The organism is Nocardia sp. CA-107356 (assembly GCF_050946365.1).
Taxonomy (GTDB): Bacteria; Actinomycetota; Actinomycetes; order Mycobacteriales; family Mycobacteriaceae; genus Nocardia.
This window is the reverse complement of record NZ_CP191992.1, coordinates 5964156-5983955: the sequence shown is the minus strand read 5'-3', so window position 1 is coordinate 5983955 and position 19800 is coordinate 5964156. Positions and strand designations below refer to the sequence as shown.

General features: G+C 65.9%; 17 protein-coding genes. 11 read left to right on the top strand and 6 right to left on the bottom strand.

Annotation, left to right across the window (positions count from 1 at the left end; all coding sequences use genetic code 11):
• The first annotated feature begins 51 nt into the window (after positions 1–51).
• From ACQP1G_RS27055 to ACQP1G_RS27030, 6 genes are all read left to right on the top strand, one after another.
• Positions 52–1470, top strand: coding sequence for a lipase family protein (locus ACQP1G_RS27055; RefSeq protein WP_433192368.1), 1419 nt, complete (start codon positions 52–54; stop codon positions 1468–1470).
• 95 nt (positions 1471–1565) lie between these two features.
• Entirely contained in the window at positions 1566–2627 is a 1062-nt protein-coding gene (locus ACQP1G_RS27050; protein WP_433192367.1) for a fused (3R)-hydroxyacyl-ACP dehydratase subunits HadA/HadB, read from the top strand.
• A 112-nt stretch (positions 2628–2739) separates the two neighbouring features.
• A complete protein-coding gene (locus ACQP1G_RS27045; RefSeq protein ID WP_433192366.1) occupies positions 2740–3675 on the top strand; it encodes a helix-turn-helix domain-containing protein in 936 nt (311 codons plus the stop codon).
• Positions 3676–3724: 49 nt separating this feature from the next.
• The gene (locus ACQP1G_RS27040; protein ID WP_433192365.1) at positions 3725–4567 is read left to right on the top strand and encodes an SAM-dependent methyltransferase; all 843 of its coding nucleotides are present in this window, start codon (positions 3725–3727) and stop codon (positions 4565–4567) included.
• A 55-nt stretch (positions 4568–4622) separates the two neighbouring features.
• On the top strand, positions 4623–5270 hold the full coding sequence (locus ACQP1G_RS27035; protein WP_433192364.1) for a TetR/AcrR family transcriptional regulator: 648 nt from the start codon (positions 4623–4625) through the stop codon (positions 5268–5270).
• Complete coding sequence (locus ACQP1G_RS27030) at positions 5267–5875, top strand: Rv1733c family protein (RefSeq protein ID WP_433192363.1); 609 nt, start codon at positions 5267–5269, stop codon at positions 5873–5875. Before ACQP1G_RS27035 ends, ACQP1G_RS27030 begins: the two co-directional genes overlap by 4 nt.
• Positions 5876–6080: 205 nt before the next feature.
• Here ACQP1G_RS27030 and ACQP1G_RS27025 read toward each other — a convergent pair whose 3' ends face one another.
• Positions 6081–7631 (bottom strand): acyl-CoA carboxylase subunit beta, encoded by a 1551-nt coding sequence (locus ACQP1G_RS27025; protein ID WP_433192362.1) that lies wholly within the window; start codon positions 7629–7631, stop codon positions 6081–6083.
• A 444-nt stretch (positions 7632–8075) separates the two neighbouring features.
• Here ACQP1G_RS27025 and ACQP1G_RS27020 point away from each other — a divergent pair, with 444 nt between their 5' ends.
• The 3 genes from ACQP1G_RS27020 to ACQP1G_RS27010 are packed head-to-tail and all read left to right on the top strand — an operon-like array spanning position 8076 to position 11058.
• Positions 8076–9041, top strand: a complete 966-nt coding sequence (locus ACQP1G_RS27020; RefSeq protein ID WP_433192361.1) for a transcriptional regulator — start codon at positions 8076–8078, stop codon at positions 9039–9041.
• A gap of 47 nt (positions 9042–9088) precedes the next feature.
• Positions 9089–10039, top strand: coding sequence for an acyl-ACP desaturase (locus ACQP1G_RS27015; RefSeq protein WP_433192360.1), 951 nt, complete (start codon positions 9089–9091; stop codon positions 10037–10039).
• Positions 10036–11058 carry an alpha/beta hydrolase gene (locus tag ACQP1G_RS27010; protein WP_433192359.1) on the top strand — a complete coding sequence of 341 codons (1023 nt, stop codon included), beginning with the start codon at positions 10036–10038 and terminating at the stop codon, positions 11056–11058. The genes ACQP1G_RS27015 and ACQP1G_RS27010 overlap by 4 nt, the downstream gene beginning before the upstream one ends.
• A 100-nt stretch (positions 11059–11158) precedes the next feature.
• Here ACQP1G_RS27010 and ACQP1G_RS27005 read toward each other — a convergent pair whose 3' ends face one another.
• The 3 genes from ACQP1G_RS27005 to ACQP1G_RS26995 form a co-directional block, all read right to left on the bottom strand.
• Positions 11159–11797, bottom strand: coding sequence for an MspA family porin (locus ACQP1G_RS27005; protein ID WP_433192358.1), 639 nt, complete (start codon positions 11795–11797; stop codon positions 11159–11161).
• A gap of 311 nt (positions 11798–12108) precedes the next feature.
• On the bottom strand, positions 12109–12576 hold the full coding sequence (locus ACQP1G_RS27000) for a hypothetical protein (protein WP_433192357.1): 468 nt from the start codon (positions 12574–12576) through the stop codon (positions 12109–12111).
• A 178-nt stretch (positions 12577–12754) separates the two neighbouring features.
• On the bottom strand, positions 12755–15496 hold the full coding sequence (locus ACQP1G_RS26995) for a discoidin domain-containing protein (protein ID WP_433192356.1): 2742 nt from the start codon (positions 15494–15496) through the stop codon (positions 12755–12757).
• Between the two features lie 165 nt (positions 15497–15661).
• On the opposite strand from ACQP1G_RS26995, the gene ACQP1G_RS26990 reads away from it, so the two are divergent.
• Positions 15662–16705 carry an LLM class flavin-dependent oxidoreductase gene (locus ACQP1G_RS26990; RefSeq protein ID WP_433192355.1) on the top strand — a complete coding sequence of 348 codons (1044 nt, stop codon included), beginning with the start codon at positions 15662–15664 and terminating at the stop codon, positions 16703–16705.
• Here the strand turns inward: ACQP1G_RS26990 and ACQP1G_RS26985 are convergent.
• Entirely contained in the window at positions 16666–17721 is a 1056-nt protein-coding gene (locus ACQP1G_RS26985; RefSeq protein ID WP_433192354.1) for a fused (3R)-hydroxyacyl-ACP dehydratase subunits HadA/HadB, read from the bottom strand. The genes ACQP1G_RS26990 and ACQP1G_RS26985 overlap by 40 nt on opposite strands.
• A gap of 101 nt (positions 17722–17822) precedes the next feature.
• A complete protein-coding gene (locus tag ACQP1G_RS26980) occupies positions 17823–17972 on the bottom strand; it encodes a hypothetical protein (RefSeq protein ID WP_433192353.1) in 150 nt (49 codons plus the stop codon).
• A 335-nt stretch (positions 17973–18307) separates the two neighbouring features.
• Here ACQP1G_RS26980 and ACQP1G_RS26975 point away from each other — a divergent pair, with 335 nt between their 5' ends.
• Positions 18308–19516: an esterase/lipase family protein gene (locus ACQP1G_RS26975; RefSeq protein ID WP_433192352.1), complete on the top strand. Its 1209-nt coding sequence runs from the start codon at positions 18308–18310 to the stop codon at positions 19514–19516.
• Positions 19517–19800: the final 284 nt, after the last annotated feature.

The following is a 19800-nucleotide window of genomic DNA, read 5'->3' as shown; positions in this document are numbered from 1 at the left end:
CTTATCGCCCGGGCGCCAGGGAACCCGACGTTGCACCCTGGGGCGTGTGCCATGAGCTGTTTGCGTGTCATCCTGTTCGCGCTGTTGTTGGTCTGTTCGGTCGCGACAGGACAAGCGGGCGCGCAGCCGCCGTCCGCACCGGGGCTGCCTGTCATTCCGGGGCTGCCGGTGTTGCCGATCCCGGCCGATGCCGGTCAGATCCTGCCCGATCTGCAGCAGTGGATCGATAGCGTCATCCCGCCACCGCCGATCGCCGCCGCTCCGCATCCGTCCGGTCCGATGTCGGAGGCCACCACGGTCTCCCCGGCGTTGGCCGCATTGCGTTGGGCCGCAATGCCGAGCGCCATCGGCGATCCGATCTTCGACGCGTGGCCAGCGAATCTGGACAGTTTCGCAGAGGGCGAGGTAGTGGAGGTCCGCGATATCAGCGCAACGGCCGCGCCGCTGGTGCTGGTCCCGATCCGGCAGGCGCTGCTGCTGAAGTACCGGACGTCGGATTCGCGCGGCGCGGCGTCCTATGCCACGGCGACGCTGATCATTCCGGCCACCGCCTGGTCCGGGCCCGGTAACAGACCCGTTGTGGTGAACAACCTGCCGATCGACGGTCTCGGCCGGGACTGCACGCCCGGCTATACCCTCGCGCACGGCTGGTCGCGCAATACCAGCTTCACCGACTTCCTCCCGCCGACGACGCAATTGGCGGCGCTGCGTGGATACGCCGTGCTGATTCCGGATCATGAGGGGCCGTGGATGGCCTACGCCGAGCCCTATGTCGCCGGCCATGCCGTACTGGATGCCATTCGGGCGGTGCGCGGACTGCGCCCGGACGAATTCGGCGAGAGCCGCTTCGGCATGACCGGATACTCCGGCGGCGCCATCGCCACCCATGGGGCGGTGAAGCTGATCGACAGTTATGCGCCGGAACTGGCCGGATCGGTCGTCGGCGCGGCGCTGGGTGGTGTGCCCGCCGATTACGAGATCCTCGCGCGCAGTATGAACGGCAACCTCGCCTCGGGGGTGTTCATGGCCGCGACCTTCGGTGTCGGCCGGGAACGCCCCGAGATCCTGGCCAGCATGAACAATCTGGCGCAGTGGGCGGCCACCTCGCCGCTCAAAGATCTGTGCGGTAGCACCTTCGGCGCGGTCGGTGTGCTCATGCTGCCTATCGATATCGCGGCGAATATTCCCGATCCACTGCACTCCGAGGTCGCCGCGGAAATCTACGCGGTGACGCGGATGGCGGGTATGAAGTCCGCGACGCCGCTCTACATCTACAACGGCGAGCAGGAATTCTGGATCCCGGCCGAGGGTGCTCGCAACCTGTACCGAGAACAATGCGCTCTGGGAGTGACGGCGGTGTACCGCAGCGTACTCGGCGAGCACATCATCGCCGGTGGTCTCGGGTATCCGGAGGCGATGATCTGGCTGGATGAGCGCCTGCGGGGTATGGCAGCGCCCGATGAATGTTGAGGCAACGGCCAAAATGAGGCAACGGTCAAAATAAGGATCCGCTGGCGATCGGTTGCCCGCGTTACATCGGACCCCGGACCAGCGATTTAACACACATGATGGTATTGACCGGGTCCGAACAGGCAAGGGAGTTGGTGGGGCGCCACTACCGAATGGCCGATCACTACGAGGTCGGCCGCGAGAAGATTCGGGAATTCGCCCGTGCGGTGCGGGATCCGCATCCCGCGCATTGGAACGAGGCCGCGGCGTCGGACCTCGGATATCACGGGTTGATCGCGCCGCTGACGTTTTCCTCGATCGTCTGGCTGCTGGTGCAGCACAAAATGTTCGATTCGGTGTTGACCGGTTATGACATCAGCCAGATGCTGCAAACCGAGCAGAGCATCAGAGTGCACCGTCCGCTGGTCGCCGGTGACCGGCTGCGCTGCGACTCCTTTCTGGAATCGTTCCGGCAGTTCGGCGATATGGACTTCCTGGTCACCAAGAATGTCCTGACCAACCAGCACCGGGAACTGCTGCAGACCGCGCACACCACGGTGGTCGCGCGCACCGGCGAGCAGGTGGCGACCGAACTGGTGACGGCGGTCGACGGTGTCATCATGAGCGGTCAGGCGCTGGCCCAGCGGCGGAACGCGACTCAGCAGAAGCACGCCGTGGAGACCGGCATGATCGAATGCTTCGACGGGGAACCGACCGGGTTCGCGGTGGACGAGACGCAGGTTCGGGTGCCGCGCACGGTGCCCGAGTTCGACGAGCTGGAGGTCGGGACCGAACTGCCGACCCGGATCGTCCCGCTCTCGCGCGGTGATCTGGTGAATTACGCTGGGGTATCGGGTGATTCGAATCCGATTCACTTCAGCGACCATGTCGCGGGCGCGGCGGGTCTGCCCGATGTCGTATCGCACGGCTTGCTCACCATGGGCATCGGCGCGAGCTACCTGACGGACTGGCTCGGCGATCCGGCCGCGATCATCGACTACGGTGTGCGATTCTCCGGCTTCGCGCCCGTGTCGGCCAACCGCAACAGCGAGCTCGAGTTCCGCGGCCGGATCAAGGCGCTGGATCCGGCGCGCCGCGCGGCGACCATCGCGCTGACCGCGACCTGCGAGGGGCGCAAGCTGTTCGGGCGGGCCACGGCCGAGGTGCTGCTGCGCTGAGCGTCGCGACACGCTGAGCGTCGCGAAATGTGCTTACCGATGCACGAATGCCTGTGGAAGTGGGGCATTTTGGTTCTAGAGAGTTGCGGCAATTTCATGGCAGACTCGCACTATGCGTGCTACAGAAGTGCGACATTCATTCGCCGGTAACGACCCGGCCGCTGCTGGTGGACCCACCGTGTTGCGGATGATGCTCGGCAGCCGCATGCGACGGCTACGCGAGGCATGTGACATCTCTCGCGAGGACGCGGGCGAGGCGATCCGCGGTTCGCATTCGAAGATCAGCCGACTCGAGTTGGGCCGCACCGGTTTCCGGGAACGCGATCTGGTCGATCTGCTCACGCTCTACGGGGTCACCGATCCCGTGGAGCGCGAGGAGTTCAAGGAGCTCGCGCACCAGGCGAATGCCTCGGGCTGGTGGCATCGCGACAGCGATTGGCTGCCCAAGTGGTTCGATACCTATCTCGGACTCGAACAGGCCGCCAAGCTGATTCGTTGCTATGAGCCGAGGGCCGTGCCGGAGCTGTTTCAGACCGCCGACTATGCGCGGGCGCTGCTCGCACTCGCACATCCGGCCGAATCGTCGGAGGGGATCGAGCGGCGGGTCGTGCTGCGGTTGCGCCGTCAGGAGATCCTGCGTCGCCCGCACCCGCCGCAGCTGTGGCTGATCGTGGAGGAGGCGGCGTTGCGTCGGCCGATCGGCGGGTCGACGGTGTGGCGGGCCCAGCTGGAACAGGTCCTGCGCATGGCGGAGGAACCGCACATCACCCTGCAGGTGCTGCCCGACCACGTCGGCGGACCGGCACTGGCCGATGGCGCGTTCACCATGTTGCGCTTCACCGAAGCCGATCTGCCCGATGTCGTCTACCTGCAGCAATTGACCAGCGCGCTGTATCTGGACAAGACCGCCGACCTCGACGCCTATCGCGCGGTGGTGAACCAGCTGTCGGTCCATGCCGCGCCACCGGAGTACACCCCGGGACTCTTGCGTGCGCTGTGCGAACGGCATCCGGCGACGGTCGATCACCCGGCTGCCGATCCGCGGTAAGGTGCCGAAGTCCGCAAGCGCGGCAACTGAACTCGGTAATGTGTCGAGAATGACCGACGACGTTGTGCCACCGATTCGGCTCGAACGGGAGATCGATCAGAGTAAGCCGAGCATCGCGCGGGTGTACGACTATCTGCTCGGCGGCAAGGACAACTACCTCGTCGACCAAGAGGTCGGTGATCACTTCAAGCTGCATCTACCCGGTTCGGTGGCGATTGCCTTCACCAGCAGGCAGGCGCTGATCCGCGGTGTCCGGGATATGGCCGTCGCGGGCATGCGGCAGTTCATCGACTTCGGCAGCGGCCTGCCGACCGCCGACAATGTGCACCAGGTCGCCCAGCGGCACGCACCCGGTGCGCGAGTGGTCTATGTCGACTCCGACCCGATCGTGCTCGCGCACGGCCGCGCCCTGCTGGCCACCGATCAGAACACCACGGTGATCCAGGCCGACGCTCGCGACCCCAAGTCGATCCGCGATCACCCCGAAGTCGCGCGGCTGATCGATTTCGAACAGCCCGTTGCCGTCATCTTCAGCTCGATCCTGCACCACCTCAACGATGATGAGGAACCGGCGGGTGTCGTGCAGTTCTGGAATGACCAGATTCCCTCCGGCAGCCACGTTTTCATCACGCACTTCCGTTCCGGCCACAACCCGGAGACCACCGCGGCCGAGCAGAAGTTGCAGGACACCTTCGGTCGCGGCCGTTGGCGCGACACCGAGGAGATCCGCACCCTCTTCGGTGATCTCGAGATCCTCGAGCCGGATATCGTTCCCTCGGCCCAGTGGCGCCCGGACGCGCCCGCCGATGAAGCCGCGTCGGTCGGGACCGTCGGCCGCGAATTGACGGTCTGGGAGCAGCTCATCGTCACCGGGCTGGCCCGTAAACCCTGATTCGGATCACACCGAACTAATGTCCCGTTGGGACAATAGCGCGTAGACTGCCGGTATGAGTATCGACGACGAAGTCGACCTCGACGGCCGTAGGCTGCGCACCCTCCGCAGCCGTGCGGCGATGTCACGCGCCGCATTCGACCTGCTCAACGAGCGGGGACTGGATTCGGTGGCGGTCGAGGACATCGCGGAGCGGGCCGGGGTCACCCGGCGGACCTTCAGCCGTCATTTCTCCTCCATCGAGGAGGCGGTACTCGGTGAAATCGATCAGGACGTGCACCTGTTCAACGAAGCCCTGTGCCGCCGCCCCCTGGCCGAGCCGCCGCTGGTCGCCTACCGCAATGCTCTGCACGACTGGCTGGCCGCCGAATACGCCGGGCCGAAGGCGGCGGGGCTGGCTCGACGCTGGGCGCTGTTCCAGCGCTTCGACGACGAGCCGACGCTGGCCGCGGGCTATCAGCGCATCCGACTCGACGGGCAGCGCGAATCCGTGCGGATCATCGCCGCCCGACTCGATGTCGACCCCGCGGTGGACCGGCGTCCGGATGCGGCGGTCGCGGCCGGGTCCGGGCTGCTCATCGCCGCCCTGCAGGTCTGGGGCGCGGGCTCGGACACCAACGCGTTGCCGGACCTCATCGACACATTCTTCGACACCCTTCACGGGCTGACAGCCGACTTCCAGAGCGAGGTGTCATCGCCATGACCGCAGCAACCGGATCACCGAACGTTGTCCGCCGCACGTGCCGCCGCGTCGGGTTGGATCGAAATCCGATGCGCCGCCGCGAGGACCGTCTGCAACTGGCGGTCGCCGCGGTCCTGACGGTGTTGTTCCTGATCACCGCTCCGCTGCTGTCGATGGCGGTCGGCAGCCGGGTCTATCAGACCGAAGACCGTCTCGCGCGGGCGCAGGCGGCGCAGTTGCATCAGGTCGATGCGACCGTACTCGAGGTCGGCAAGGCGCCGCTGTACGCGCCGATCACCCCGGCCCGGGTGCAGTGGAAAGATGAACTGGGGGTCGCGCACACCAGCGATTATCAGAGCACCGGAGTGGTGAAAGTCGGTGCCACCGTGAAGATCTGGCTCGACGGCTCGGGCAAGGTGACCGAACCGCCGTCGAGCACCCGGGCATTGAGCAAGGCATTGCTGATCACCACCGGCCTGGTCTTCGCGATCGGAGTTTGCTTCGGATGCGGTTACGCACTGCTGCGCCATGGCCTCGATCGTCGCCGGGCACGGCTCTGGGAGGCCGAATGGGCCACGGTGGAACGGATGTGGGGCAATCACGGCACGCGGCCCGATCAGACCTAGTCGCTTCGGGTGAGTGCGGCGTGCCCACCCCGGAGTGGGTAGGGACACACTCGGTGAGCACGCCGTGTGCCGGGCGGCGAACACGGGCCGGGCATGGATGACGTCAGGGCACAGCGCTATCGGGTCGCTCGGCCAGCGGACGAACCTCTGATATCGCACAACCGGTGCCCATTTGCGTTGTGGCGCAACACAAACGGGCTACAACCTAGACCGGGAAGAGGCTGTGCTTGCGCGGGTTGTGCTTCTTGACCGCGTCCTTCTCGCGCAGCAGGCGCAGCGCCCTGCGGATCTCCAGGCGGGTCTGCGACGGCTCGATGACGGCGTCGATATAGCCGCGCTCGGCCGCGGTCCACGGGGTGGCCACCGTGGCGTTGTAGAAGTCGATCATCTGCTGACGCACCGTGGCGCGCTGGTCGGCCGGGGTCGCCTCCAGCTGGCGTCGCCCGATGATGCCCACCATGCTCTCCGCGCCCATCACCGCGATCTGTGCGGTCGGCCAGGCCAGGGCGAGGTCGGCGCCCAGCGGCTTGCAGCCCATGACCGCGTAACCGCCGCCGTAAGCCTTACGCGTCACGATCGACACGATCGGCACGGTGGCCTCGATCACCGAGCGGAAGAATCGGCCGCCGCGTTTGATGACGCCGTTGCGCTCCTCCTCGAGGCCGGGCAGCACGCCGGGGGTGTCGACGACGAAGATGATCGGCAGGCCGAAGGCGTCGCACAGGCGGATGAAGTATGCCGCCTTATCCGAGCACAGGCCGTCCAGCGCGCCGCCGAGCACCTGCGGCTGATTGGCGACCACGCCGACGCTGCGGCCGTCGACCCTGGCGAAGCCGGTGATCAGATTCTGGGCGGTGCCCGCGCTGATCTCGTGGAAGTCGCCGTCGTCGAAGATGCGCAGCAGCACCTCGTGCATGTCGTAGCCGGACCGGGCCGAATCCGGGATGATCGAATTGAGTTCCAGATCGTGGCTCGTGGTCTCCGGCTCCAGGCCCGGATTCACCACCGGAGCCTGCTCGAGGCAGCTCGACGGCAGATAGCTCAGGTAGGTGCGGACCCAGTCGAAGGCGGCCTGCTCGTCGGCAGCGACATGGTGCACCGTGCCGTTGGCCTGCAGGGCGGCGGCGCCGCCGAGATCGTCGGCGCTGACCACCTCGCCCGTGACGCCCTTGATCACCTCGGGACCGGTGACGAACATGTAGGACTTCTCGGTCGCGACCAGCACATCCATATTGACCGGGCCGTACACCGAACCGGCCGCGCATTTGCCGAGCATGACCGCGACCATCGGCACGAAACCGGACAGATCCTCCTGACGTCGGCACATCAGCGCGTACCAGGCGAGCGAGGTCACCGCCTCCTGGATGCGAGCGCCGCCGGAATCGTTGATCGAGACCACCGGGCAGGCGTTCTCTTGCGCGAACTCCATTGCGGCGGCGACCTTTCGGCCGAACATCTCGCCGACCGAACCGCCGTGCACAGTCTGATCATGGGCGATGACCACGACCGGCCTGCCCTCGATATAGCCGCGACCGGTGACCACACCGTCGCCGTACATGCCGTCGGCGCTGCCCGGCTGGCGCATCAGCGCGCCCATTTCCACGAAGGAACCCTTGTCGAGCAGCATCCGCACGCGTTCACGCGCGCTGGGTATGCCCTTGCTCTTGCGCTTCGCGATGCCGGTCTCACCAGCAGGTTCTTCGGCGAGCTCCAGGATGTCCCGGAGCTCCTCCAGCTTTTCTCGCGTACCGCTCATACGGGGTTATGCCATCCTTCGAACTCGTCGCCGTTGCACCGCCTGGGTTCACCGAACGGGGGCAAGGCGCTCGATGCTATCGGGCGTATGACCCCTAGCACAGGGGATCCACTGTAGTCATGGGACAGCTCACAGGTGAGTTGGGTGTGCTCTGGTTTTGTATCACCAGCATCTGGGTATCGGCGTGCTGCCACGCCGATGCCGTCGTTGGATCGCCGCCCGGCGTTACACCGTTCGTTCCGCGGCGCCACCCGTGCGCCAGCAGCCGGGCGCCGCATCGGCCCGGCTGCCGGAATCCGATCATCTGAATGACCGGAATATTGCTGCCGAGAGTCGTTTCGCTGCTTGTGATTTCGCCCAAGGTTGTGGGTGCGGGGTGATGACTTTCCTAATTCCGGGACCGGGTATGCGATTTCGGTTCGAACTTGGCTAGCTTTTATGGTCATGGTGGGCAAACAGGCCGGTTCGGGCATCAAGAGCTTGGAAGCGAAACTGATCGAGCATTTGACATTTCAGGCTCGGCGCGCGCGACGAGAAGATCTCGGTACTATCACGCGCACCTGTTTGGCGGAGGCCGCGCGGGCGCTGGAGCCCCGGTTGGTTCCGGTGACGGCACGGCCTGCGGCGATCACCGGATCGGCCGCGCGCTGGGCCCGGGAGGGGATCGCGCTCGAAACCGTGCTCGACGCATATCACGATGGGGTCCGCGTCGGTTTGGCATTCCTCACCGAGCAGGCCGCCGGGGAACACCCCGATCAGGTGGCCGCCGCGGCCGGGCTGATCGTTCGGGTGCTGGAAATGGTGACGACCGCCACGTCGACGGCCTATCTCGATGAACATCGCCAGGTCGCGCGGGAGCAGCAGACCACCGCGCAGACGCTGGTATCGGCCCTGCTCAGCGGCCACGGCGTCGCCCGCCTGGCCCGCAGGGCCGGAATCAGCGTTGCCGGGTCGTACCAGGTTGTCGCCCTCGCGATTCCCGCGCATCCGGATGAGCGAAGACCCGGCATGGGCGCGCCGTCCGCGGCGCGCCGGAAGCTGCGCCGTGTCCAGGCGGCGCTGGCGACTCCGCTCGGTTCCCGGGCGCTATCGCTGCTGTCCGACGAGGGGGGCACGGTGCTGGTCCCGATCGACGAGATCTACGCCATGACCCTGCTCACCCCCGAGGTACTCGACCTGCTCGGCGAGGCCGCCGAGGTTCCGCTGACGGCGGTGGTGACCTCCGGCGATACCGCCCGGATTCCCGAACTGGCCGGGCTGGCCCAGGAACTGCTCGCCAGCCTGCAGGCCGATGGCCGACCGCCGGGGCTCTACCGGCTGGCCGACCTGCCGGGTTGCGACTGCCTCCAGCAGGTACGCCGACCGGTGGTCACCTCGCCCAATGATCACCGAATCACTCGTTCGGCCTGAACAAACGCCCTTGATCTCAGTACCGGGGTGCGAACGAAGGAGCACATGTGACGAGCACGCTGACCGATCTCGATATTCTGCGCGAACTCGAGCCCGTCGCCGAACGCCATCTCGAGGAGCATCTGCGCAAGGCCAGGGCGTGGCATCCGCACGATTATGTGCCGTGGGACGACGGCCGGAATTTCGCGGCCATGGGCGGTGTCGATTGGGAGCCGGGACAATCGAAGCTCTCCGAGGTCGCACGCACCGCGATGATCACCAACTTGCTCACCGAGGACAATCTGCCCTCCTATCACCGGGAGATCTCGGAGTCGTTCTCCCCGGACGGCGTCTGGGGCACCTGGGTGGGGCGCTGGACCGCGGAGGAGAACCGTCATGCGATTGTCATGCGCGATTATCTGGTGGTCACCCGTGCGGTCGATCCAGTGGCTCTCGAGCAGGCCAGAATGGCGCAGATGACAACGGGGGTCGCTAAACCTGTGCAGGGGCAGCAGTTCCTGCGTTCTGTCGCATATGTGACATTGCAAGAACTGGCGACCAGAATAAGTCACAGAAATACCGGTGCGGCCTGCAATGAGCCGATCGCAGAGCGTATGCTGCAAAGAATTGCCGCCGACGAGAACCTGCATATGATCTTCTACCGCAACCTCAGTGCCGCAGCCCTCGATCTCACGCCGAACGACACCGTGCGCGCGATCAGCGATATCGTCACCCGATTCCAGATGCCCGGACTCACCCAGCCGAACTTCCGGCGTAATGCCGTGGTACTGGCCAAGAACGGCATCTACGATCTGCGCCAGCATCTCGACGGTGTGCTGCGCCCGGTGCTGCGGAGCTGGAATGTCTTCGAGCGCACTGACCTATCCGGCGACGGCGAACGCGCCCGAGACGAGATCGCCGCCTACCTCGACGAGTTGGCACTCGAGGCAACACGTTTCGAGGAACGGCGCGACCGTGCCGCAGCCAGACAGGCGGAGCGAGCCGCCCTCGCACCATGAGTCGTCGAGCACCGATCACCGCGGCGGCGATGGCCCTCATCGCCGTGGCGGCGGCTGTGCCCGCGCTCGCGGATCCACCCGCCGCACCGCCGCCCGTGGATCCCGCCATGACGCGGACCGGCACCATCAGTATCGAGACCGTCGGACCTCGGCACGAACGTTTCGCCATCGCCTCGGCCGCGATGCGCCGGGTCATTACCGTGGATGTATTGCGCGGCAGCGGTTCCGGGCCGCATCCGCTGCTGTATCTGCTGGATGGCGTTGACGGCGAGCAGATCTCGGGGTGGCTCAGCAAAGGCCGGGCAGCGGAGTTCTTCGCCGATAAGCCCGTCGACGTGGTGTTGACCAGCGGCGGCACCGGGAGCATGTACAGCGACTGGCTGCGTCGCGACGCCAACCTCGGACTGAATCGGTGGGAAACGTTCCTCACCTCGGAACTGCCGCCGATCATCGAGTCGTATCTGAAAACCGATGGGCGGCGGGCCATCGCGGGCGTCTCGATGGGCGCGCAGGCGGCCATGATGTTGGCCCAGCGGTATCCGGGCCGGTTCCGCGCGGTAGCGGGGATGAGCGGATGCTATTCCACCGCTGACGAACTCGGCCGCGCTGTCACCACCATCACGGTCGCCTCACGCGGCGGCAATGTCGAAAACCTCTGGGGCCCACCCGGGGCGCCGGAGTGGGGAGCGCACGACAGTGTGCTCGGTGCGGCCGATCTGCGGGGTACGGCGATCTACCTGTCCGCGGCTTCCGGTCTGCCGACCAAAGCCGACCTGGTCGCCGTCTCGAACGCACCGAATATCGTCCAAGCCCTGCAGACGGCAGGAGGGGGAGTGGCGCTGGAAGCCGGTGCCCGCGCGTGCACCGAACGCTTCGCCGCCCGCCTCGCCGAGCTCGATATCCCCGCCACCGTCGACTATGCCCCGACGGGGATGCATACCTGGCCCGACTTCGAGGCCCAACTGCCGCGTGCCTGGCGCATGCTGGCCCCGGCGCTCGGTCTGCCCGATCCGCACTGATCCGCGCGACACCCCTGCGCTGATGGGCTCGCCTCGGCTCATCGCGTCACCCAAGGGCGCCTGACGATTCGGCAGGCGCTGAAAGCGCAGGACTGAGGATTCACAGCACGATGGGGTCGCCGTAGCTCGCGCCACTGGCGTCCACCGCCGTGGATTCGGCGGTGACCCTGGCGTACGCGCGGATGGTCAGCGCGCCGCCGCAGCCGGATACCTGGATGTGGAAGTCTCGGCTGACGATGGTACCGAGGGTGTCCGGTTGGAGCTTCTTCGTACTGACCGCGATATCGGCGATTTTGCCCGGGGACATGGACAGTTCGGCGCCGAGCCCGCCGCTGAGGTCGGGGATGAGATTGACATCGATACTCGGCGTCACCGAACCGGGGGTGATATCCAGTCCGAGGTCCAGATTGGCGTCTGCCTGGAGTTTGGTTTCGAGCTCGGCTTTGGGAGCGAGGTCCACCGCGCACGCGACGTAGTACCCGGATGTCAGTGTGCCGGAATCGGAACCCGAGATCCGGCCGTAGAAGTCGGTGTCCAGCAACACTTCCCGGTTCGTCGGCAGACCGTTCAGTGCGGCGAGCGGGCGGGCACCGACGTCGCGCTGACCGACGATGAATTGCATTGTTCCGGAAAGGGAGTAGGTCTTCTCATTGGACGTCGCGGCGTGCGCGGACGGGGCGGTGGTGACCGCGCATCCCACCATCGTCAGGGCGGCGATCAGAACACACTTCCGGTACATCGTTCTCCATGCTTTCGATGGCCATGTCCGGGCGCGCGAACGACGATGGCTGCCGACCAGGACCTTGGCGGCCCAGGACTGAGCCGTAGCGAGCGTCTCCGCTGAACCTCAGAACTAGCTGGGATGCGGCTGGGAACTACCCGAATGCGTGACTGTGGAAGCGGTTCCACCCACTTGGCGTTGACGGCCGGGCTCGAAACAATCTGATCCACAAGCGCTGCCGGGCTTCAACCGTCGAGGTGAGTTATATGGTGGTTGGCGCCGAGAGGTGTCGAGCCGCCAAATGACTCCGCTCGACGTCAGCGGTGCCGCTAACTCGGGAGCGGGATCGTTATGGTGCAGATGGTGTCGCGCAGGAGTTTGGGGGCGGTATCGAGCGGGATGTCGTACCAGAGGTCGAGTTCCAAACGGTTGCCCGCGCCGATGGTGACGTCGGTCGGTTGACGTTTGATCGCCATGGCGTCATTGCTGACCGGGTGGGCAACCTCGGCGGCATCGTCGAGCTGGTAGTCCGTGGTTCGGGTGGTGTGAAATGTGTTGTCGGTGTTGGTGATTGCCACTCGGATACGAACGAGCTGGCCCTTGGGCAGCCATTCGGCATGCGTGCCGAAGAGGTAGCCGTGGCCGGGGTCGACCGTCAGGGCTTCGATGGCCAGCTTGGCGCAGTCCGTCGGTGTACGGAGGTATTCGGTGGGGGTGACCGGCGGTGGGGTCGCGGCCGGTGTCGGGTCGGAGGCGCAGGCCGCGAGCAGGAGTAAGAGCGGGAGCAACCGGCGCACCGTTCCATGCTAGGACCGGACCCGTCGAGATATGCACGAATTGTGTAGCGAAGCCGGTGGGATGTTCGTCTGCGCTGTCGCAACGGAGTGCGGGGCTAGGGAATCCCGGCCCTGATACTCGATTCAGTCGTCTATGCCGGATGGAAGCAACGTGTCGACCGGCGTCATCGGTCACCGATTATGTTCGGGGGCCGGAGATTTCGAGTTCGCGGAGGCCGGGGTGCGTGGTCGGGTTCGTGGCCGTGAGTTCGAGACGTACGTAACGGGCTGAGATCGGGCTGGGCAGGGTCCCTGTCGCCGGATCCACCGTGACCGGAGTCCAGGCGTGCTGATCCGCGGAGACCGTGAAAGTGGTTGTGGCCGGGGCTGGTTCGGTCCAGCGCGGAACGATTCGATCGATACTGGTTTCCTTTCCGAGATCGACGGTGAGCGCACCTCGCGGACCGTCGGGTGCCCAGCCGGTGGCGGTGCTGCCGTCGACGGCGGCGTCGGCGTATTTGCCCGGCTCGTCGGAGGTGGTCGTGACCGGCTTGCAGCGGGCGAGATTGTGGGTCGGGGTCAGGTCCGGGCGTCGGGTGGTGAACGTGGCGTCACCGGTCAGGAGGCGAGTTTCGGATTCCGCTCGGACCGGCATCGGTGGACCATCGGTCAGCGTCAACTTCGTCTCATCCGGTCCGATCGTGGCGTCGAAAGTTCGCCCCTGCCAGTGGATTCCATGGATCGTGACGCCCTTGCTCAGTTCGGGCGCAAGCGTGGGGGCGATGCGTATTCCGTCGACGTCCAAACGCAGCCCGAGCAGTCCATTGGTGAAGGTTTGCAGGAACCCGCCCGCGGCGGTGACGAAAGTAAAGGCGGGTGCGCCTGCCAGCGGGTCCTTGGCCCCGACCTTCGCGCCGCGCGCCTCGTCGAACTGGCCGAAGGGCGCGCGCACGAAGGGGCGTGCGGCACGTTCGAGGAAGGTGTCGGTCGCACAGCCGGGGACGCCGATTTTCGCGGCGTCGATGGCATGCACCGAATCGGTCATCGCCGGGCCGTCGGGATCTGTTCGCTCCGAATAGTATTCGAGCACATTGGCCGCGACGTCCGGCGGCATCGGCCAGTCCAACGGGTAGATCAGCAGTACAGTGTCGGCCTGTTTGATGGGAGTGCCGGTATACCCGTCGAATTGGACGAAGATCCGTCGCGCGCCGTCGAACGGCATGCGCAGGCCGTCGGCGATCGTCGTCCACACGGGCGGGTGCTGTTCGCCCAGAATCTCGGCGGCCCGGGCGGCATTGCGCAGGGCGAGGGCGGCGACCGCATTGGTGTAGACCGCGTCGTTCACCCCGTTGCTGTATTCGTCGGGGCCCGCGACATTGCGAATGGAGTAGCTGCCGTCATCGTTGCGCGTCACCCGCGACGCCCAGAATTCGGCGAGTCCGCGCATGATCGGCCAGCTGCGATTGCGCAGGTAGTCGGTGTCGCCGGTGGCGGTGTAGTACTGCCAGGCGGCGAGGGATATATCGCCCTGCAAATGGATTTGGGTCAGGCAGTGTGGCGGATCCCAGCTGTGGCATTCGTCGAGATCGCCGCGACCGGCGCTGGTCCACGGGTAGAACGCGCCGCGATAGCCGAGCCGTCGCGCATTCGCCTGTGCGGCGGGCAGGGTCCGATAGCGGTACTCCACAACGGATTTCGCCAATTCCGGGGCGAATTGCAGCAATCCGGGAAACATCCAGATGTCCGCATCCCAGAACACCGCGCCCGCATAGTTGTCGCTGCTGAGCCCGACGGGTGAAATGCTGTTGTCCTGTTGGGAATTCGTGCTCGAGTACAGCGAGTAGAGTGCGCCGCGCGCCCAGGTCTGCACATCCGGCTGATCGGGCACCTCGATATCAGCGCGCCACAGAGCCCGCCATGCCGCGGACGTGTGCGCGAGCAGTTCAGCCCACCCGGACCGAACGGCTCGATGTGCGGCCTCGTACGCCGCAGCGGCCGGATCGGATGCGGTGCGGGTGGTGTCGACGCCGATGAACTTCGTCACCTGGTACGTGTCGCCGTCCCGGACCGGAAACCGGACGTCTTGGCGCGCACTCAGGTCGTGCGCCGGGGGTATCTGTTGAATCGGGGACGACTGAATGCCCCGGCCCGGGCGCAGCACCGAGACGATATCGCCGCTGATATCGGTCCCGTCGGTGCGGAAACCGACCCGAATGGTGTCGTCATCGCGGGCACCCGCATCGGTCCGGCTCAGCCGCCGGGCTCCCGCGCCGTCGACCAGATCGGAGACCACCAGCTCGCCGGACCAGTGTGGAACCACTGTGAGGTGGACCGCGCCGACGTGCTGATCGGGTCGATCGGTGAGCACGTCGTAGATCAGATCGGTGGCATGCCCGTCGGTTGCGGTCCAGGTCAGGCGGGTGCGGACCAGTCCGCATCGGAGGTACAGGGTCTGTGCGAAGTCGGTGATCTGGGTCGAGGGAGTGGCGGATGAATAGGTTTGATCGCCGACGCCGACCAGCAGCCCGGACCAGTTCGGGATGGCCGCGGCGACCTCGCGGTTATCGGCGACACCAGGTGTGTGTGCGTAGAGACCCGCGACGAAAGCGCCGTCGTATGCGGGCGTGTACAGCGGCCAGCCGGTCATTGCGTCGGTGGCGGAATAGCCCATGCCGCGTGGCGGAACACGCAACCCGAGATAGCCGTTGCCGAGGAACGGGTGCGCATCGATCGGCGCGTCCACCTGCGTATTCGACAGCGCCCACGCCGGGGACGATGCGACGGGATCACCTGGGCACACATCGCTGGACACCTGGTCGGTATTGCGCACGGCGACGATCACCGCCGTTGCCACCACCGCGACGATGGCGGCGAGCGCGATACCCAACAGCACGGTAGTGCGACGGCCTGCTCGTTCGAAAGACTGGACGATCCACGACATTCGCGCCTCCACGGCGTGCGCCGACATTCGTGCCGAGCCGCGATGTGCGCCGACCACCGCGGGAACACCGGTTTTCGCAGTTGCGGCCCCATTCTCGCATCAGGAGTGTGTTATCCGGCTCATCGCGCGGTGGAATGCGCCGGGGCCGGGCGTGTTGACACAGATATGACTTCGGGACTCGGTGCGGTGCGGTATTCGATTCTGGATCGTTCGCGGGTTCGACGCGGGCAGAGCCATCCGGAGGCGTTGCGCGAGACCGTCGAATTCGCGCGGTTGGCCGAGGAGTGGGGCTATCACCGATTCTGGGTGTCCGAGCATCACAGTGTGCCCGGGGTCGCGGGTTCAGCGCCGACGGTACTCGCGGCGGCGGCCGCCGCGGCGACAACACGGATCAGGATAGGGACCGGCGGGGTGATGCTGCCGAACCATCAGCCGCTGGTGGTGGCCGAACAATTCGGGGTCCTGGAGTCGCTGTATCCGGGGCGGATCGATATGGGACTCGGTCGGTCGGTCGGCTTCACCGATGGGGTGCGGCGCGCGCTCGGGCACGGCAAGACCGATGCCGATGATTTCGATCAGCAGCTCACCGATGTGCTCGAGTACTTCGCGCGCGGCAAGTCGGGTGTGCACGCATGGCCCGCGCAGGGACTTCGGGTGCCCGCATTCCTGCTGGCCACCGGATCGGGGGCCGAGCGGGCGGCACGGTTCGGGCTGCCCCTGGTGATCGCCTCGATCGCCGGGATGGACCGCATGGTCGAGGCGATCGAGCGGTATCGAGCGGAATTCCGTCCGACATCGTGGGGCGCGCAACCGTATGTCGTCGTCTCCGGGGCAGTGGTGATCGCCGATACCACCGAGGATGCCCATCGGCTGTTGCTGCCCGAGGCCTGGTCGGCCGCGTATGCACGCACGCGCGGCGAATTCCCGGTTCTCATTCCGCCCGCGGAGATCGAATCGACGTCGATGACCGAGCGGGAGCGCCGGATCTTCGACGACGCGCTGCGCGATCACATCCACGGCACCGAGGACGAGGTCGCCGAGGCATTGGCGGCACTGGTGTCGCGCACCGGTGCGGATGAGATCCTGGTGCACACCAGCACATACGACCGGGCGGCGCGGCTGGACTCCCATCGCAGACTCGCGCGGCTGACCGGACTGCTCGATACCGATCAATCCGGTACGGGGAAGCGGACTTCCGCGGCGGCGTAGCCGAAAAGCCTACGGCCGTGCGATCTCGCGTCCAGGGCGATGGTCGCCTTGCGACGGAACGAATCGAGTGAGGTTACCCGGCCACGGAATTCGATGGCGCTGGCCTGCAGCGGTGGGATGTGCAAGTAGTGTGTGTAATGCGCGAACTGGGCGCGGAAGCGGGTGGCGGCGGCGGGATCGCCCAGCCAGCCGCTGAGGAATCCGGCGGCCAAGCCGAGTTTGAGCATGCCCGGCGCGACAACGGTCGGCAGTCCGGTCGCGGCGGCGACCTGCTCGCTGAACAGCACAGGATTGCTGTCGCCGGTCACTCCCGCGTAGTTGACCAGATCACCGCGGGACAGGTGGAGCACCCGAGCCGGCAGCTCGGTACCGACCGACAAGGATTCGAAATCTACTGTGGTGCAGGGTATTCGGGGAATGATCGGTGCCGCGATGCCGTCACCTTCGGCCGCGACGACGACGCCCGGCGTGCGCGGCGCCCCGCCGAGGGAGTGCATGGCGATCTTGCCGACCCGCTCCGCGAATCTGGCGCCCGCGGGCCCGGTGCGCGCGAGCAGCGCCGTCGACCCGGTCTGCACCACCTCGCCGTGCTGATCGATCAACACGCTCTTCACCGCGAGCACGTCGTAATCCGCGAAATGCCGGAATGATTCGAAATAGACATCACAGGTCAGCTGATCGCCCGCGACCAGCGGCCTGCCGATGTCGAGCACTTGGTCGGCGTGCAGAATCCGGGCCGCGTCATAGCCGGTGATGAGCGTATCCAGTATTTCGCGATGGACCCGCAACAAGATTATCGAGGCGAATGTCGAGGGTGCGATGAGCCCATCGAATCCGAGCTGTTCGGCCGCATCTTCATTCCAATGCGCGGGATGGAAATCCTGTATCGCACGGGCGAATTCGCGAATCTTTTCCCTGCCGACCTCATAACGGGTCGCGGACCGATATCGGTGGTCGAGTAGTGCGCGAGCCTGGGCCGCGGGATCGGCAACGGCATCGACGACGTTGTCATTCATATTCGCTCCTGTTTGCGGTGGTACGCATGCGGCTTACGGTGTCGGGCCGAAGTTCCAGGCGAGCGGCGGCACTTGTTCCGGAGTAACCCTGGCGACCACGGCTACACCTGCTTCGCCGAAAAGGGCGGCGGCCCGGTCGATGTGGTCGCCGGAGGTGCCGCCGCCAGGGTCGCCGTTCCGAGCAGTGCACCTGCCGTCATCCGTGCGATGCCGCGGCCGAAGCGGACGGTCGATTCGATCGGGTCGAACATGGCAGCTCCAGTTGTCAGTCATCGGGTGGCCGCCGACGGCGTGGAAACGTGGAACCATGGTCGGTCCGGTTGCCGCAAATTCCTTGTGATCAGTTGGTGATCTGGAGAATTCACCGAATTCTGGCGCTCGAGTTGTGACTATTGCCGCGCGGTCGAAAACGTGCGCTTGTGTCGTATCCCTAACGGGGACAATGGCGTTTGGTGAGGTATCCAGTTAGCCGTTCGTCCCATCGGTTTCGCTGCCGCACCGCTTTAGCGTTGGCCCAGTTTCAGCGCCGTCGACCGACATCTCGGCGCTGTCACTCGAACGCTGACGTTCTGCAGGAAGGCAAATCATGAAACGAAGTAGATGCGGTCGGTCGGTCAGCGCCGCGGTAATGATGGGCGTCTCGGTGCTCGCCATGAGCATGACGGGCGTCGTGGCCAATGCGAATCCGGATCCAGCGCCGACCGAGCAGGCGCTGGCCGACTATATCGCCGCGGGCCGCAAGGCCGCGCCGGTCGCCGATTCGGGCAGCGCGGGCAGTTCCGGTTCGGCGTGCACCTCCGGCAGCGGCGCCGGATCGGGTAACGGCTCCGGTAACTGTTACGGCGGATCCGGCAGCAGTTCCGGATCATCGGGCGGATACGCCAGTGACACAAAGGGTTACGGCCCGCCGATGACATCGTGGCTGGCCGCGTTCGGCTACGGTCTGCTGAATCCGGATGTCGCGCCGCCGGGCACCAACGACTGGAACTGCAAGCCGACCGCCGAACATCCGCGCCCGGTAATCGCGCTGCACGGCACCTGGATGAACGCCTACAACGGGTTCGCCTACATGGGCCAGCCGATGAAGGATGCGGGCTTCTGCGTGTTCACCTTCAACTACGGTCGCTCGAACCTGTTGGAGGGCGGCGGCCTCGGTTCGGTGCTGCCCGGTGTGATGGGCACCGGCTATATCCAGGATTCGGCCAAGGAGCTGGCCGCCTTCGTCGATCGGGTACTGGCCGCGACCGGCGTGTCCGAGGTGGATATCGTCGCGCACTCCCAGGGCGGCTCGATGGCCAACTGGTACACCAAGTTCGAGGGCGGCGCGGCCAAGGTGAAGAATCTGATCACCTTCGGCGCCACCCACCACGGCACCAGCCTCGACGGCATCGGCGCACTGGGCCGGGCCATCAACAACTTCGGCATCGACATACTGGGCTTCATCGAGATCTTCGTCGGTCACGCTGGCATCCAGCAGACCATCGGCTCGGATTTCGTGAACCAGCTCAACGCACACGGCGATACGATCCCCGGGGTCGATTACACCGTTGTCGGCACCCGCTACGACGAAGTCACCAATCCCTACGATCTGACCTTCCTGAAGGCCGGACCCGGTATGACCGTCAACAACATCACCCTGCAGGACGGTTGCGAACAGGATCTGTCCGACCATCTGACGATCATGTACTCACCGCGCGCCCTGTCGATCGCCCTGCATGCGCTGGACCCGGCCGGGCATCCGAATCTGGAGTGCACCTTCAATCCGTGGCTGCTCGGTGGTGGTGGCCGATTGTGACAGTGGCGGTGTGCCCACCGAGCCGATCCCGCACTATCGGCCCGGTGGGCATTCGCCTGTCCGCGGAGTGCTGCCCCCACCCGGCACGGTCTGCCAGCAGGACCGTTCACCTGAGCCGGCTCCAGCACATCAACCCGGCGGATATGGCGCGGCCGAGGCGTGTGCGGGCATGTCGGCGATCCTCCTTACGGGTAGACCGATCCCGAGTGGGTAGTGCGGTGCGACGATCCCGGAGCCGGATGCCGCCCTTGTGCAACGTAGCGGGGTGGCACAGGGCGGCAATG